General features: G+C 64.8%; 13 protein-coding genes and 1 riboswitch. Of the genes, 1 reads left to right on the forward strand and 12 read right to left on the reverse strand.

The annotated features are described in order from the left end of the window. Positions 1 to 55: 55 nt before the first annotated feature. The 4 genes from cobF to cbiE are packed head-to-tail and all read right to left on the reverse strand — an operon-like array spanning position 56 to position 3,196. Positions 56 to 826 (reverse strand): precorrin-6A synthase (deacetylating), encoded by a 771-nt coding sequence (cobF, locus tag BLW01_RS06925; protein ID WP_092568771.1) that lies wholly within the window; start codon positions 824 to 826, stop codon positions 56 to 58. Further along, entirely contained in the window at positions 823 to 1,629 is an 807-nt protein-coding gene (gene cobM / locus BLW01_RS06930; RefSeq protein ID WP_092568772.1) for a precorrin-4 C(11)-methyltransferase, read from the reverse strand. The genes cobF and cobM overlap by 4 nt, the downstream gene beginning before the upstream one ends. A gap of 2 nt (positions 1,630 to 1,631) precedes the next feature. Continuing rightward, complete coding sequence (locus tag BLW01_RS06935) at positions 1,632 to 1,991, reverse strand: cobalamin biosynthesis protein (RefSeq protein ID WP_092569021.1); 360 nt, start codon at positions 1,989 to 1,991, stop codon at positions 1,632 to 1,634. After that, positions 1,988 to 3,196 (reverse strand): precorrin-6y C5,15-methyltransferase (decarboxylating) subunit CbiE, encoded by a 1,209-nt coding sequence (gene cbiE / locus BLW01_RS06940; RefSeq protein ID WP_092569020.1) that lies wholly within the window; start codon positions 3,194 to 3,196, stop codon positions 1,988 to 1,990. Before cbiE ends, BLW01_RS06935 begins: the two co-directional genes overlap by 4 nt. A 137-nt stretch (positions 3,197 to 3,333) precedes the next feature. Between cbiE and BLW01_RS06945 the strand changes: the two genes are divergently transcribed. Beyond that, positions 3,334 to 4,080, forward strand: coding sequence for a cobalt-precorrin-6A reductase (locus tag BLW01_RS06945; RefSeq protein WP_092568773.1), 747 nt, complete (start codon positions 3,334 to 3,336; stop codon positions 4,078 to 4,080). Here the strand turns inward: BLW01_RS06945 and cobJ are convergent. Genes cobJ through BLW01_RS06985 form a run of 8 tightly spaced genes read right to left on the reverse strand, consistent with a single transcriptional unit; the run spans position 4,059 to position 15,361 of the window. Next, positions 4,059 to 4,814, reverse strand: coding sequence for a precorrin-3B C(17)-methyltransferase (gene cobJ, locus BLW01_RS06950; RefSeq protein WP_092568774.1), 756 nt, complete (start codon positions 4,812 to 4,814; stop codon positions 4,059 to 4,061). The two genes, BLW01_RS06945 and cobJ, sit on opposite strands and share 22 nt — an antisense overlap. Continuing rightward, entirely contained in the window at positions 4,811 to 5,536 is a 726-nt protein-coding gene (cobI, locus tag BLW01_RS06955) for a precorrin-2 C(20)-methyltransferase (RefSeq protein ID WP_092568775.1), read from the reverse strand. The genes cobJ and cobI overlap by 4 nt, the downstream gene beginning before the upstream one ends. Beyond that, positions 5,533 to 6,162 carry a precorrin-8X methylmutase gene (locus BLW01_RS06960; protein WP_092568776.1) on the reverse strand — a complete coding sequence of 210 codons (630 nt, stop codon included), beginning with the start codon at positions 6,160 to 6,162 and terminating at the stop codon, positions 5,533 to 5,535. The genes cobI and BLW01_RS06960 overlap by 4 nt, the downstream gene beginning before the upstream one ends. Continuing rightward, on the reverse strand, positions 6,146 to 7,327 hold the full coding sequence (locus BLW01_RS06965; RefSeq protein ID WP_092568777.1) for a cobalamin biosynthesis protein CobG: 1,182 nt from the start codon (positions 7,325 to 7,327) through the stop codon (positions 6,146 to 6,148). The genes BLW01_RS06960 and BLW01_RS06965 overlap by 17 nt, the downstream gene beginning before the upstream one ends. Next, complete coding sequence (gene cobN / locus BLW01_RS06970; protein ID WP_092568778.1) at positions 7,317 to 11,153, reverse strand: cobaltochelatase subunit CobN; 3,837 nt, start codon at positions 11,151 to 11,153, stop codon at positions 7,317 to 7,319. Before cobN ends, BLW01_RS06965 begins: the two co-directional genes overlap by 11 nt. Next, positions 11,153 to 12,247 (reverse strand): cobalamin biosynthesis protein CobW, encoded by a 1,095-nt coding sequence (cobW, locus tag BLW01_RS06975; RefSeq protein WP_092568779.1) that lies wholly within the window; start codon positions 12,245 to 12,247, stop codon positions 11,153 to 11,155. Before cobW ends, cobN begins: the two co-directional genes overlap by 1 nt. Beyond that, entirely contained in the window at positions 12,238 to 13,617 is a 1,380-nt protein-coding gene (locus BLW01_RS06980; protein WP_092568780.1) for a cobyrinic acid a,c-diamide synthase CobB, read from the reverse strand. Before BLW01_RS06980 ends, cobW begins: the two co-directional genes overlap by 10 nt. Then, the gene (locus tag BLW01_RS06985; RefSeq protein ID WP_092568781.1) at positions 13,610 to 15,361 is read right to left on the reverse strand and encodes an AAA family ATPase; all 1,752 of its coding nucleotides are present in this window, start codon (positions 15,359 to 15,361) and stop codon (positions 13,610 to 13,612) included. The genes BLW01_RS06980 and BLW01_RS06985 overlap by 8 nt, the downstream gene beginning before the upstream one ends. Positions 15,362 to 15,505: 144 nt before the next feature. Then, positions 15,506 to 15,716: riboswitch (cobalamin riboswitch) on the reverse strand. Positions 15,717 to 15,767 lie beyond the last annotated feature (51 nt).

Here is a 15,767-nt window from a genome sequence, read left to right on the forward strand (position 1 = left end):
AATCGAAGTACTCACGTGACGAATGAGACGTTGTCTGAAACGTCGACGAGCGAAGTCAGTTGTCGTAAAGCGGCGTCCGGGCCAGCAAATAGGTATCCATGATCCAGCCATGCCGCTCGCGCAGAACGGCACGATGTTCGATGATCGATGGCGCCGCATCCACCAGCCAGCCCTCGATCAGAGTCTGCTTGTCCATGCCCAGGTAGGCGCCCCACCAGATGTAGAGCCCTTCAGGGGGTAACGCGTCGAAAGCGCCGCCACTGTCGAGCATGACCGCAACGCTGGCGGCATCAGTGGGCCAGCCGCGCTCGCGCAGACGCCGTCCAGTGGTAATCTGGACCGGCTCGGCGACGGCATTGAGGGGAATACGGTGTTCGGCGGTGAGCACCTGCAGGCTGGTGATACCCGGCACCACCTCTACCTCGACCGCTCGCCCGACAGCACTCAGACGCCCGGCGATACGCAGGCTGCTGTCATACAGCGACGGGTCCCCCCAGATCAGCATGGCGGCTTGCCCGCCTTCCGGCAGATGGGTCGCCATGAGCTCTCCCCAGACACGCGCAATGGCCCCGTGCCAGTCATCCACCGCGTCCAGGTAATCGCTACGAGTATCACGTTGAGGGAGATCGAACTCCACGATCCGGGTCCGCGATGACGACTCCAGGAGATCCCGGCACAGCAGCCGACGCAGGTCGACCAGATCCGACTTGGCGTCTCCCTTGCGGGGCAGCAGGACAAGGTCCGCGGCATTGAGTGCACGCACGGCAGCCAGCGTGACGTGATCGGGATTGCCCGTACCGATGCCGATCAGCGAGAGCCGGGTCATGTTTGATCCTCCACATCGCCGACTGCCGTACTGGCGAAGGGCGAGTCCGCCGACTGGGGACGGAAGCGGCGATCGTAGCCGAGCGCATACAGACAGCTCTCCTGGAAATCCTCGCTGCCCAGCACCGGGCCCACCACGATCAGCGCCGTGCGCTTCAGGCTGTCGTCGATCTGCGAAGCCACCGTCGACAACTGCCCTCGAACCACTCTCTCATCGGGCCAGCTGGCCCGCCAGACGATAGCGACCGGGCAATCGCCACCGTAGAACGGCACGAGTTCCTCTACCACCTGGTCAAGCTTGTGGACGGACAGGTGAATCGCCAGTGTGGCGCCGGTCTTCGCAAAGTTGGCCAGGGTCTCACCGTCCGGCATGGCGCTGGCACGCCCCGAGGTCCGGGTCAGCACGACCGATTGCGCCACGCCCGGTAACGTCAATTCCTGCCCCAGCGCCGCCGCCACTGCAGAGAAGGCCGGCACACCCGGCGTGATGGCATAAGGGATGTCCAGTTCGCGCAGTCGGCGTAATTGCTCCCCCGTAGCGGACCAGACCGACAGATCCCCGGAATGGAGCCGGGCCACATCCAGGCCGGCGGCATGGGCGTTGCGCATCTCTCCGATGATCGCCTCCAGGGATAGGGGCGCGGTATTGATGATCCGGGCGTCCGCTGGACAGTGTTCGAGCATTGCCTCGGGTATCAGCGACCCGGCGTAGAGGCACACGGGACTCGATGCGATGAGGTCCCGGCCTCGCAGTGTCAGAAGGTCGGAGGCACCTGGACCGGCGCCGATGAAATGTATCGTCATGATCAAGCTCCTTCCGCCACCGCCACGGTGGCCAATCGATCCACGGAAATCAGTCGGGGGCCGAACAAGGTCGCGTCAGGACCGGCCGCCAGAAGCGCGACGGCCTCGGCTACGCTTCCCGTTCCCCTGGTCCGGAGGCTGTGCCTGGAGTAAGTCAGGGTGGTGACCGACGCCAGGGCCGCGTCAGCCACGGCAATCACCGCGATTCCTCGCCTATCACCCAGCTCCTGTACCAGCGAGCTCATGGTTTGTGTCGCAGCCAGTCGATCGACGACGCCATAGTGTGTTTCCAAGCGCGCCAGCGCATCGGCCAGCGATTCCAGCCGTGCCGCCCGTCGGAAACCGAAGCCGGCCACTCTCACCGGATTACCCGCCACTGTACGATGGGATAGCTGGCCTTCCAGCCCCGTCGTCTGCCGATGGGGGCCGCATCGGCCAACTCGAGGCGCAACAGCTCGCCGCCGCCCCGCTGCTGCCAATGGGCCAGCAGGGCCTCGGACTCCAGCGTCACCGCATTGGCCACCAGGCGCACACCGACCGGCAGACGCTGCCACAGTGCCTCCAGCAATGTTTCCGATAGCCCGCCCCCGACGAAGACCGCGTCGGGCAACGGCTGATCGCTCAGCGCCTCGGGGACACGCCCCTCCACGACCTCCAGCCAATCGACGCCCAGCAAACGTGCATTGTGACGCGCCCGCGACGCACGCTCCGTGACGTCCTCGAAAGCCACTGCCCGGTTAGCCGGATGAGCCAGCAACCACTCGATGGCAATCGAGCCCGATCCCGTGCCGATATCCCATAACCGCTCCCCCGCCACCGGGGTCAGGGCAGCCAACGTCATGGCGCGCACGGCCTGCTTGGTGATCTGGCCATCATGTTCGAACCATTCGTCCGGCAAGCCGGGAGTCAGCGGCAGGGTCGGCCCGTCACCGGCGACGTCCAGCCCCACCGCGACCGGATGGGCGATATCGGCCGGCAAGGTGGCATCCGCCCGCACGCAGCGAATGCGCTCGTCGTCACCGCCTAGCGCTTCCAGCACATGCAGCTGCGAGCCACCGAAACCGAAACGCACAAGCCAGCCGGCCAGTTCGGTCACGGCGTCTCCATTCCTTACCAGCACCAGCAAGCGCTGTCCGCACTGAAGATATGGCCGGATCCGCGTCAGGGGCTTGGCATGCAGGCCCAGGCAAGCGCAGTCGTCCAGCGGCCAGCCCAGCCGCGATGCCGCCAGGCTGAAGGTGGAGGGCGATGGCAGCGCCTGCCATTCTTCGACACGCAGGTAACGCGCCAGGGTGTTGCCCGCCCCGAACCAGAACGGATCGCCGGACACCAGCATGACGACCCGACGCCCCCGCTCGGCCAGCAGTTGGGGAATGCCGTCCGCGAACGGCACCGGCCATTCCCGCACTTCGGCAGCCAGTGACGGCAACAGGCGCAGGTGGCGGCGCGCACCAAATACCACCTCGGCGTTTTCCAGCGCGTCGCGGCTTGCCGGCGTCAGCCCCTTTGTGCCACTCTCACCCCAGCCGAGAAGCGTCAGCCAGGGAACGTCGTTCACGTCAGCCATCATCCGAGTCTCAGTAAAGGAGATGGGCCGTTCCGGCGCCAAGCTTTGTCATCCATGGCAAAAGACCCTCGCTGCGCCTTGTCCCCGGCACTCATCTTGCCAACAGCTTGAATGGGAAAGGAGCTCAAGAAGCCCCAATGAAAGTCCTGATCCTGGGGGGCACCACCGAAGCCAGTACCCTGGCCAGTGCGCTGGCCGCACGCTCGATTCCCGCCCTGTTCAGCTATGCCGGCCGGGTAGCCAAACCCAGACCGCAGCCGCTGCCCACCCGCGTCGGTGGTTTTGGCGGCGTGGAAGGCTTGGCCGCTTTCCTGGCGAAAGAGCGCATCACCCACCTGGTCGATGCCACCCACCCTTTCGCCGAACAGATGAGCCGCAATGCCGTGTCGGCTGCCGCCCTCGATGACATCGATGTCATCGCCCTGACTCGTCCTCCCTGGGCGCCACTGGCCGGTGATCGCTGGACACGAGTCACCAGTGTTGCAGCAGCGGTGAACACTCTGACAGGACCGCCGCAGCGGGTTTTGCTGGCCATCGGGCGCATGCATCTCGCCGACTTCGCGGCTCAACCCCAGCACCGCTATCTGCTGCGCCTGGTCGATCGCCCCAATACACCGCCACCCCTGCCCGATCATCGGGTGATCATCGATCGCGGCCCCTTCACATTGGAAGACGACCTGGCCATGCTCCAGGCACATGGCGTCGAGCGGCTGGTGTGCAAAAACGCCGGCGGCACAGGCGCGGTCGCCAAGCTCACCGCGGCTCGACAATTGGACCTGCCGGTGGTGATGATCGAACGTCCGTCTCCTCCACCGTGTCAGGAAGTCCACTCTGTCGAGGAGGTCCTGGTCTGGCTCGATCATCACGCCGACCTCGGCGTATAAACCCACGGCATTCCACCGCGCTCGATCCACCGTGTCTGGCTGGATCCCACCATCACCAGGGTCCGCATGTCGGCCATCTCCGGCACGGCATCGCCGAGGGTCGTGACCCGAATGCTCTCCTCCGGCGTTGAGACGGCCCGTGCGAACATGATCGGACGTCCTGCCCCGCAGGCATCCCGTAATACCCGCAAGACGCGACCGAACCCTTCCGGCCGCGCTCGGGAGCGGGGATTGTAGAAAGCCATGGCAAAGTCGGCCTCCGCGGCCAGCTGCAGGCGCCGCTCGATCAGGGCCCAGGGCTTGAGGTTGTCGGATAGATTGATGCAGCAGAAATCATGCCCCAAGGGCGCACCCAGCCGCGCACTGGCCGCCAGCATGGCGGAGATGCCCGGCAATACCTGGATATCCGGCGCGCACCACTCGGGCGCTGCTTCCTCCAGTGCCTCGAAAAGGGCCGCCGCCATGGCGAACACGCCTGGATCCCCCGATGAGACCACCACGACCCGGCGACCCTCGGCAGCCATCCGCAGCGCCTGTTCCGCCCGCCGGATCTCCTCACGATTGTCCGAGCCGTGACGCACCAGCCCCGGTCGCGGTGCCACGCGTTCGACATAGGGTACATAGCCCACCACATCGGTGGCATCCGCCAACGCGGCTGACACCTCCGGGGTGATCAGCGCCTCGTCCCCAGGCCCCAACCCGGCGATCTTCAGCCAGCCTCCTCGATCGCTCATGGTCGTCTCCCATTTCCGTGGATCACGAGAATGGAAAAGTACGGCACGCTATCGACAGCCTCATTGAACGGCCGTATCCGCTCTTCCGGCATGGCGGCATATTCGATCAGCCAGGCATCTTGCTCCCGACCGGCCCGGGCCAGCGCCCGTCGCAGCTTGTCCAGGTGGCGCCCGATCTTCATCACCACCAGGGCATCGGTCCCCGCGATGTGCTCGACCAGCATCGCCTCAGGCAGCGTGCCCATCAGCACGGTCATGATGTCATCGCCCCAGGTCACCGGCTGGCCGGTGGCGGTCCAGGCGGCGGACATCCCCGTGATACCGGGCACGACCGATACCGGCACTCGTCCCTGCAGTCGCGTATAGAGATGCATGAAAGAGCCGTAGAAGAACGGATCGCCTTCACACAGCACCACCACATCGCGGCCGGCATCGGCAATCTCGGTCAGCTGCGCAACGCTTCTGGCATAAAAGGCCGCCAGCAGTTCGTTGTACCGCGGGTCGTTGAACGGAATCTCGGTGGTGACCGGGTATTCCATCGGCAACTCGATGGCATCAAGCGCCAGCAAACCTTCCACGATGCTGCGGGCGTGGCCGGTGCGGCCCTTCTTGCGGAAATAGGCGACATGTGAGGCCCCACGGATCAACCGATCCGCCCTGACGCTCATCAGATCCTGACTGCCGGGCCCGAGACCGACCCCGTAAATGGTTCCTTGTTTCATTCGCTACGATCCGCCATGGCATTGATGGCGGCCACCGTCATCGCACTGCCGCCGGGTCGCCCGCGCACGATGCAGCAGGGGACCGAAGTACTCGACCAGAGGGCCTCCTTGGATTCGGCGGCCCCGACGAAACCGACCGGACAGCCGATGATGGCCGCCGGACGTGGGCAATCCGGCGCTTCCAGCATGTTCAACAGGTGAAATAGAGCGGTCGGCGCATTGCCGATCGCCACCACCGCCCCGTCCAGATAGGGCCGCCAGAGCTCCACTGCCGCCGCCGAGCGGGTGTTGTCCAGGTCCCGGGCCAGGCCGGGAACCCGTTCATCGTGCAGGGTACAGAGTGTGGCATTATCAGCCGGCAGGCGCTTACGCGTAATGCCCTCCGACACCATACGAGCGTCACACAGGATCGGCGCGCCCCGCTCCAGCGCCTCGCGTGCCCGGTTCACCGCATCACCGCGGAAATGAATGGATGACGCAAGATCCACCAGGCCGGCGGCGTGGATCATGCGCACGGCCACCGGTTCCTCTTCTTGCGCGAAGCGATCCAGCTCGGCCTCGCGCCGAATGATGGCAAAGGACTCCCGGTAGATGGCCGGGCCGTCCGTTTCATAGACGTGAGGCATCTTCATTCTCCAGATAAGCCAAGACATCAGATTCGTTGAGTCCGGTCGCGACCGGCGTCCCATCGGCACGATCACTGAGGATCAGATCGAAGCGTCCATCCCGACCCGTCAGACACAGGTCGGTCGGCTGCCGGCAAGCGCAGCCCTTGGCGCAACCGGAGACATGGACGGAGCCCTCGACCCGTCCACTGAGCCGCTCGGCCAGGCCCAGCGTCTCGACGCTCGCCTGCTCACAGTGGGGAGCGCCCGGACAGGCCTGCATGTCCAACCGCGGATCACCTTCATCATTGAGCAGCCCCGAAAACGCCACTCCGCCGATTTCATCCCCTTCGATCAGCAGGCGTCGCCAGGGCGTGACGCGCACGACAGTGACCGATGCGGAATCTACAGCGGCACGCAGCACCGGGGCCGACACCCGCCCGAACGGCAGGCCAACCACCCGGCCCCGTGCATGGTCACCCAAAGCCAGCCGAGGACCGGCCTTGGCCGGTGGTATCGAGGCCGGTGCCCACGCCGGCAGCGATATCTGGTGCCGGTGCATCCGCCCGGACTGCCGTCCGCCGCTGGCGACGAACCAGTGAGCCAGCCGCAACAGTAGTTCGACGGCAGAGGCAGGCGAGTCCACCGGCGTCCCCAGCGCCTGCCCATCGGCCCGGACTAATAGGCCGCCCGAAGCCCGCGGCTGCAAGGCGCCCGATGCCGACCGCTCGATGCGGAAGTCGGCGGATGCCTCGCCCAGCACCGGCGCCTCACCGGCATCGATGGCGATGCCCATCTTGTCCGGCAGTTCCGCCATATCCGCGAGACGGGCCAGCAGCAGGCAGGCTGTCTCATGTGTGGCATCACCCGCTCGCCAGTCCGGGGCCAGCAGCAGTTGGGGTCGACGCTCGACCTGCGGATCCGATTCGACCAGATCATGCTCGACCAGGAAGGACATCAACCTCGGCCAGGACGCTTCCGTCACGCCACGCAACTGCAGGTTGGCACGGCTGGTGAGCTCGATCAGGCCGCTCCCGAAGGTCTCGGCTGCTTCGCACAGTGCCAGCATCTGATCCCGGGTAAACTGCCCCAGGCGAGGCCGGACGCGCACCAGCAGGCCATCGCCGGTCGCCATGGGTCGCCAGGCCCCGGGGCACCAGCCCTTGATCCGCGACTCAGCCACCATGGGAGCCGACCTCCCTGGTCTCGTCGATCTGCAGCAGCAAATCCTGCAGGGCCTGGCCCTGTTGGCCGGGCTCCTGCCACATCCCGCGCTGGGCGGCTTCCAGTAATCGCTCGGCCATCTCCTCCAGCGCCGCCGGGTTATGCTCGCGCAGGAACGCCTGGTTGGCGTCTTCCAGTACCAGCGTCTCGCTGACCTGAGCGTACTGGTAGTCGGCTACCAGATCGGTGGTGGCGTCATAGGCAAAAAGATAGTCCACCGTGGCGGCCATCTCGAAGGCGCCCTTGTAGCCATGCTCGCGCATGGCCTCGATCCATTTGGGATTGAGTACCCGGGAACGGATCACCCGCGCCAATTCCTCCTTGAGGGTACGGATCCGCGGCTGCGCCGGATTGGCGTGATCGGCATGATAGACGTTCGGTGACTGCCCGGTGAGGGCACGGCTGGCATTGGCCATCCCGCCCTGAAACGCATAGTAGCTGTTGGAATCGAGGATATCGTGCTCATGATTGTCCTGGTTCTGCATCACGGCATCCAGGCCCTTGAGCTGTTGCTCGAAAGCCGCCCGCGCGGGAACGCCGGATTCCGGGAACTGACCATAAGCGTAGGCGCCGGTGTCGATGAAGGTCTCGGCCAGTTCGTCCGCGTCGTCCCAGGTGCGGTTGTCGATGAGACGATTCAATCCGGTGCCGTACTCGCCGGGCTTGCTGCCGAAAACCCGATAACCGGCCTCCTGGGCGGCTGCCTCCGAGGAAAGCCCCTGCCCTTCGAGGGTCCGGTGATGTGCCTGCACCGCGGCACGAATGGTGTTGCCATCGCCCGGCTCCTCGTAACTGGCCACCGCACGTACCGCGCGATCGAACAGCCGGATGACGTTGGGAAAGGCATCGCGAAAGAACCCGGATACCCGCAGCGTGACGTCCACCCGAGGGCGTTGCAGCAGCATGGCAGGAATCACCTCGATATCGATCACCCGCTGCGAACCCAGCGACCAGACCGGCCGTACTCCCATCAATGCGAAAGCCTGGGCGATGTCGTCGCCACCGGTACGCATGGTCGCGGTACCCCAGATCGACAACCCAAGTCGGCGCGGATAGTCACCGTTGTCCTGCAGGTAACGCTCCACGAACGCTTGTGCCGACTTTTCGCCCAGGGACCAGGCCGCTGGTGATGGAATCGAGCGGTTATCGACACTGAAGAAGTTGCGCCCTGTCGGCAGGGTGTCCAGACGGCCGCGGGTGGGGGCACCGCTCGGTCCCGGCGGCACGAAGACACCATCGAGTCCATCCAGTAGCGACTGGATCTCCATTTCCGCACTGCGTTGCATGTCGGCCCAGAGTCCTTCACGGGCATAGCGACACTGTGCTGCAGTGGCGGGATAATCATGAGCCAGTTCGGTCAGGCAGCCCGGCTCGAGCACGTAGTCGGTCACGAGCCGATGGGCCAGTCGTTCCAGGCGCTCACGCGTGTCGGCATCGGTACGCCAGGGAGACACCTCCAGCTCGGCCAGGGCTTGCGGCCTCGGGCCTGTCCAGGGTTCGGCGCCGGCCGCCAACGGATCGAAGCGACTGCCTTCCTTCTGCAGGCCCAGATCGTCGGCCAGATCATGCAGCAGACCACGCTGGGCCGGCCCCTCGCCCCGCGGCAGCCGCAGGATGGCGACCAGGGTCCCGGCCAGCTTGTCCTGTGACGGCAGGGTCCCCAGCACGTGCAGGCCATGGCGTATCTGGGACTCCTTGATATCGCACAGATAGGTATCCAGCTCGTTGAGCAGGCACTCATCATCCGTGTTATCCGCCGTCTGTGCCAGCTCCTGGTCGATACCGGTATGGCGGAGATGTTCCAGGATCTGCTCGCGTAGCAGCGCCTCGCGCCGCGGATCCATGCCCAGGGCCTGATAATACTCGTCGGTCAGGGCTTCCAGTTCCGCCATGGCGCCGTAAAGTTCGGCACGGGCCAGCGGCGGCATCAGGTGATCGATGATCACGGCCTGGCTGCGGCGCTTGGCCTGAGCCCCCTCGCCCGGATCGTTGACGATGAACGGATAGAAGTGTGGCACCGGCCCCAGGGCAATATCCGGCCAGCAGTCGGCGGAAAGCGCCGTACTCTTGCCTGGCAGCCACTCCAGATTGCCATGCTTGCCGACATGGATCACGGCATCCACCCGGTAGTATTCACGCAGCCACAGATAGAACGCCAGGTAGCTATGAGGCGGTACCAGTTCGGTGTCGTGGTAGCTCTGGGTCGGATCGTCGATGAAATCCCGCTCCGGCTGGATGCCGACGAAGGTCTCCCCCAGGCGGATCCCGGCGATCATCAGCCGATCCTCGCGGCACTTGGGATCTGCCGATGGCGCGCCCCAGCGCGTCCATACCGACTCTCGCAGCGTCTCCGGCAAGGTCCGGAACCACGCCAGGTAGTCATCGATCCCGATGCTCTGCCAGCAGGCGCGCTGATCCAGAACTTGATGATCATTGGTGACAGCGCCCTGCAGTAGCCGGATCAGGGCATCCCCGTCATCCGGTACACCGCTCACCGGGTAATCCTCCGTCGCCAGTGCTCGCAGAATTTCTACCGTCGAGGCTGGCGTATCCAGGCCGACACCGTTACCGATGCGTCCCTCACGGTTGGGATAGTTGGCCAGTACCAGTGCCAGACGCTTGTCCCGATTCGGGATCTGGCGAAGATCGCAGAAGCGACGCGCCAGTCGGGCAACGAAGGCGGCACGCTCCGGATGCAGTGCATGGCGGATCACCGACAACTGGCACCGCTCGCTGTAATGCGCCTCCGTCTTGAAACCCACCGCTCGAGTAATGATGCGGCCATCCATCTCCGGCAATACCACCTGCATGGCCACATCGCGGCTATGCAACCCTCCCGCCGAAGTGTGCCAATCCTCGTCGGTGCAACTTGCCAGAATCGCCTGCAGAACCACCGGACGCCCGATGAAGGAAGCCTCGGACGGCACGCCTTCCAGGGTTTCCGTCTCGTCCGGATTGCGATTGACGGAGAAACCGGTGGTATTGACCACCAGCATGGCGCCCGTCCGCTCGATCAGATGGTTCACGAAAGCAACGCAGGACTCCTCCTTAAGCGACGCCACCGCGACCGCCAGTGGTTCGAGCTCCTGGGCCCGCAACGCCTCGATCAGGCCATCCAGTACGGCGGTATTGGCCCCTTGAAGATGACTCCGGTAGAACAGCAGCAGGCATACCGGGCGTCCCGGCATCCGATGCGCGTTCCATTCACGCAGACTGGCTTCCTCTCGCCCCGTTGTCCGGGGATCGTAAAGCCGCGCCGCCGGAATTTCCTTGGGTTCCTGCCACGCCAGAGAAAGCCCGAGACATTCGGTACCGATGCAACGCAGCAGTTGTTCGGCATTGTCCACCCCGCCCTCTCGCAGGTAACGCCAAACCCGGTGAGCCAGCGCGAAAGAGACGCTGGACTCCTCCAGCAGAGCGTCGTCCGGCGCATCACAGCCCGGTACCAGGATCAACTGGCGCCCCTGGCCGGCGGCCGCCCAGGCCAGCAGACGCTCATATCCGTACTGCCAGTAGGCATTGCCCCCCATCAGCGAGACGACCACCAGACGCGCCTTTTCCAGCACACGATCCTCGTAGAGATCGTAGGCAGCGGGCTTGACCAGATTCATCCAGTTGGCGAGCCGTACCGTCGGCACATCGTCCCCCAGACGGTCGACCGCCTGGGCCAGTGCCGACAGGCTGCTGTCGGCGGCTGACAGGATGACAATCTCGGCGGGGCTCTGCTGGAGGTCGACGATGCCTTCGTCATCGACGAAGCCCCCGGGCTTGGCGGCAAAAAGGTGCATCAGGAAGCCTTCGCGATCTCGGCACTCGCCAGGGTCGCATGCAGGTCATGACGGTTCAGCGCCCTGCCGATGATGACGATTTGGGTGTGGCGCGGCTCGTGCTGTTCCCATAACCGATCGAAATAGCCGTCCAGGCGCTCCCCCACGGCCTGGATCACCCGGCGCATGGGCTTGCCCGGAATGGCTGCAAAGCCCTTGGCCCGATAGATCTCATGGGTTTTCAACAACTGCTGGAGCCGCTCCGCCATGGCGTCGCCATCGACTTCTCCCAGCCGAATGACGCAGGAATCGAAATGATCATGCGCGTGGTCGTGATGCGCCCCCTCGGCATGATGGCGATCATGGTGGTTCTCGATGTGGTCGATGCCTTCCTCGCTCGCGGCGCCGATGCCCATCAGGGCTTCCAGCCGTGCCGCATCCGTGGCCAGGGTCGGGTCGATGAACAGCGTCTTGACGGATTCCGGTACCCGTTCAGCCACCAATGCTTCCACCCGTTGTCGATCGGCCGGGTCGAGCAGATCGGTCTTGCTGACCAGCACCAGGTCGGCCGCACTCAGCTGGTCGTCGAGCAATTCGCTCAGGCTGGGATCATGGTCCAGGGACTCGTCTGCCCGGCGTTGCGCCTCGATCCTGTCGACATCGCTGGCGTAACGGCCGGCGGCGACCGCCGGGCCGTCGACCACGGTGATGATGGCGTCAACGGTGCAGTGCTGGCGTACCTCCGGCCAGTTGAATGCCTGGACCAGCGGTTTGGGCAGCGCCAGGCCGCTGGTTTCGATCAGGATGTGATCGATATCGTCGCGGCGGGCCACCAGTGTTTTCATCACCGGCAGGAATTCCTCTTCCACCGTACAGCAGATGCAGCCGTTTGCCAGTTCGTAGATACCACTGTCGTCTTCCACGGCGGGTTGGTCCTCGCAGCCCAGGGAGCAACCGCGCAGCAGACTGGAATCGATATCCTGCTCGCCGAATTCGTTGACGATGACGGCGATACGCTTGCCGGTAATCTGGCGCAGGATGCCGGCCAGCAGCGTAGTCTTGCCACTGCCCAGAAAGCCGGTCACTACTGTGGCGGGGATCTTGTTCAGTTGCATCCGTTGGATTCCTCTGTCTCGATAGTCTGGTGTGCCGACGCTGCTCCCTGCCCAAACAGATGCGCCACGGTGGCGGGATTGTCGGGAAAGAACAGGTGCAGATAGGTCGCCGTCAACCGTCGCTGGCGATAGATGGCTTCTCCCGGCGCAGGATGGCGCTGACGCCGCCCGTGGGCGATCGGCTCGGGTGTACCCTCCGCCATCGAGCGGTGATGGGCATGGGCCCGGACCGCCCCTTCCGGCAGCTCGGCGGTCTGCATCCCCTGACAGCCTCGACGCCCTCGCATGGCGCCATGCCCGGGTAGCAGACCCAGCATGGTGTGGGTCCGGTTGTCGTAGTCCGTCAGGGTGTCCAGACAATAGAGCAGACCGCCGCATTCGGCGAGGATAGGCTTGTCCGCAGCAAAAAAACCGCGGATGTCATCGCGCATGGAGACATTCGCTGCCAACTGCCCGGCGTGAAGTTCGGGGTATCCGCCCGGCAACCAGAGCGCATCGCATGAGGGCAGACAGTCATCAGTCAGCGGCGAGAAGAAGCGCAGGGTTGCTCCCATGCGTTCCAGCAGATCCAGATTGGCCTGGTAGATGAAGCTGAATGCCGCATCCCTCGCCACGGCGATGGTCCGACCGTGAAGCGCGAGCGGTATCGTGTCATTGTCGGGCACCGCATCAAAGATGACCGGCGGCAATTGCAGGAGTGCCTCGGCCAGCCCTTCGGCCAGCAGCGCGTCGGCGCCGGCCTCGAAACGAGCCTCCAGGTCCTCACGAACCTCCTCGGCCTGAACCAGCCCCAGGTGGCGTTCCGGCAGGGCCAGGGCCGCATCCCGGGGCACGGCCGCCAGCAGCGGAATCGTGGCCGGCAGTGCCGCGTCGATCAGTTCCCGGTGGCGCTGGGAACCGCAATCGTTGGCGATCAACCCGGCGATGCGAATATCGTCACGGAAGCCTGCCAGGCCGGCAACCAGCGCCGCCGCCGTCTGGGCCATCCCTTTCACGTCCATGACGATGACCAGGGGCAGGTCGAACAAGACCGCGAGATCGGCGCTGGACGGTTCGCCATCGAACAGGCCCATGGCGCCTTCCACCAGGATCAGGTCCGCCTCGAGGGCGGCATCAAACAGGCGCTGACGGCAGTAGGATTCGCCGGCCATCCACAAATCGAGTTGATCCACCGGCTGGCCCGACGCCTGGGCCAGAACCTGGGGATCCAGGTAGTCCGGACCGGTCTTGAAAACCCGTACTACCTTGCCCTGGTTACGCAACATCCGGGCCAGGGCTGCCGTCACCGTGGTCTTGCCCTGCCCCGACGACGGCGCAGCGATAAAGACCGCAGGACACGCGGCACTCGCCTGGGAAGTGGCATCACCCATCAGCAACCCCCTCGTTCCGAGTCAACAAGGATAAGGGCCGATACTGGGCGCCAAGTTGCCGAGCGATAAGTGCCCCTCGCCCCCGCTTGACGGCCGACCGTTCGGTATCCACGACGATACAGTCACCCAGCGACGGCAGGCCCGCCAGGGATTGCCGGGTGCGACCGTCAGTGATGAGATAGGTCCGGACATGCAGACCGGCATCCTGTCGACGCCACTGGCGAATCAGGCGTGCCGTCCGCAACACGGCTTCACGAATCGGCGTGCCTCCGCCACCATCCGCCGCATCGAGCCGCTCGCGCAACGCCTTGGGAGCACGGCGCCGTGGCAGAATCGGCGTGACACCGTCATTGCCGAACCCCAGGACCGCGATTTGCTCGCGAGCGGCGTAAGCCTGACGCGCCAGCCGCTCGACCAGTCCCTTGGCCCGGCCCAACAACTGCTGGCCCAAGGTGGAGGCGGAGGTATCCAGCAGCACGACATGCAGTACCGGCTGGCCGGTGCGAGCCTTGCGATAATGCAGTCGACGCCAGGGCCAGCGCCCCCGATTGGCGATCAGGGTAGCGAACCAGTCCGGCCGTTGCGTGTCACCATGCGTCCGACGCTGCCCCGGTTGGTATCCCTTGCGCAGGCGCGAAGCAGGTGCCGATGACGTCGATGTCGTGCGGCGTCCCGCGACTATCTCCGGCCAATCCGCAGCCGGCACGCTCAGGCTCTTCTGGGTCACCGGCGGCATGGCCCCCCACTGTCCCTGCGCTTCCGACGCGGTTGAACGGCCATTGTCATCGGCTGGCGCCTGCCTGTCGTTACCCGTGTCTTCGCCTTTCGAGGGGGGCGGCGGCATGCCGGATTGCGGCGGGGGGGGCGTGTGGTGATGGTTACGTCGATGGGCCAGAACCCAGGGCTCGACCGTGTCCAGGTCCACTTCAGCTACGGTGTTCGCGCCCCGCCAGGCGGCATGTGCCTGAGCCGCTCGATGCCACGTCACATCCGCCCGCAGGCCTTCGACACCGGCACGTTCACAGCGAGCCGCAATGTGCTCGTAGACCCAGGGTTCCGTGGCGATCTCGACCAATGCCCGCTGCGCTTGTGTAATGCGCCGGGTCAGCGCTGCCTGAGCATCCGCATACTCCTCGACATAGGCTTGCCGATCGCGATCGAACGCTTCTCTCTGCTGCACGATGGCAATCCGCTGCTGGACGCTCATCACCGCTTCCTGTTCGATACAGAGGCCAAAGCGATCGATCAGCTGGGGGCGCAGCTCTCCCTCGTCCGGGTTCATGGTACCGATCAGGCTGAAACGAGCGGAATGCGTATGGCTGATACCATCGCGCTCGACGATATTGGTGCCACTTGCCGCTACATCGAGCAGCAGGTCCACCAGGGTATCCGGCAGCAGGTTGACTTCGTCGACATACAGCACGCCGCCATCCGCCTTGGCCAGCAACCCCTCGTGAAACGTCGCTTCACGCTCGGACAGCACCCGCTGCAGATCCAGGCTGCCGGTCAAGCGCTCTTCACTGGCCCCCAGCGGCAGCGTGACGAACGGGGGCCGATGCCCGTCGGCGTCATCGGGCAGGATTGCCGCCAACGCCCGTGCCAGGGTGGATTTGGCGCTCCCCCGGGGACCGCTGATCAGCACACCGCCCACCCGGGGATTGATGACGTTGAGCAGCAAGGCGGTCTTGAGTGCCTCCTGGCCAACGACAGCGGCAAAGGGAAACTCATTCACGGATGTCATCATGGCCTCGCATCGGGCCGGGTAGAGGCGTCAGAACGGTGGCATACGATCGTCCAGCCGCCGGCCGGCCCGAACGACAGACTCGTCGGCAAGACAAGTGAGGGATCAAAAACATAAGCTATCCCGGTGCCCACCGCACCGTTACCAGATGAAACGAATCGACGGGCCGGTCTCCGGGCTCAAGAGGACGTATACGTAGGCACACGACGACACCTGCACCTTCCCGGCCATGCCAGTGGTTCTCGCAGGTGATGCTCTTATTACCGTTGCGGGGGCAGCGATGGGATTGGCTGATGCGCCGCACCATACTTCCCGATTATCTCCTGCAAACAGGAGCACCCGTCCCCAGAAACACCATCCTAAAGTAATTCGCACGATAGAAGCAATCTAGGGCGTCGTCCCCATCGCT

Origin of the sequence: Aidingimonas halophila, assembly GCF_900106955.1 — a bacterium.
Taxonomy (GTDB): Bacteria; Pseudomonadota; Gammaproteobacteria; order Pseudomonadales; family Halomonadaceae; genus Aidingimonas; species Aidingimonas halophila.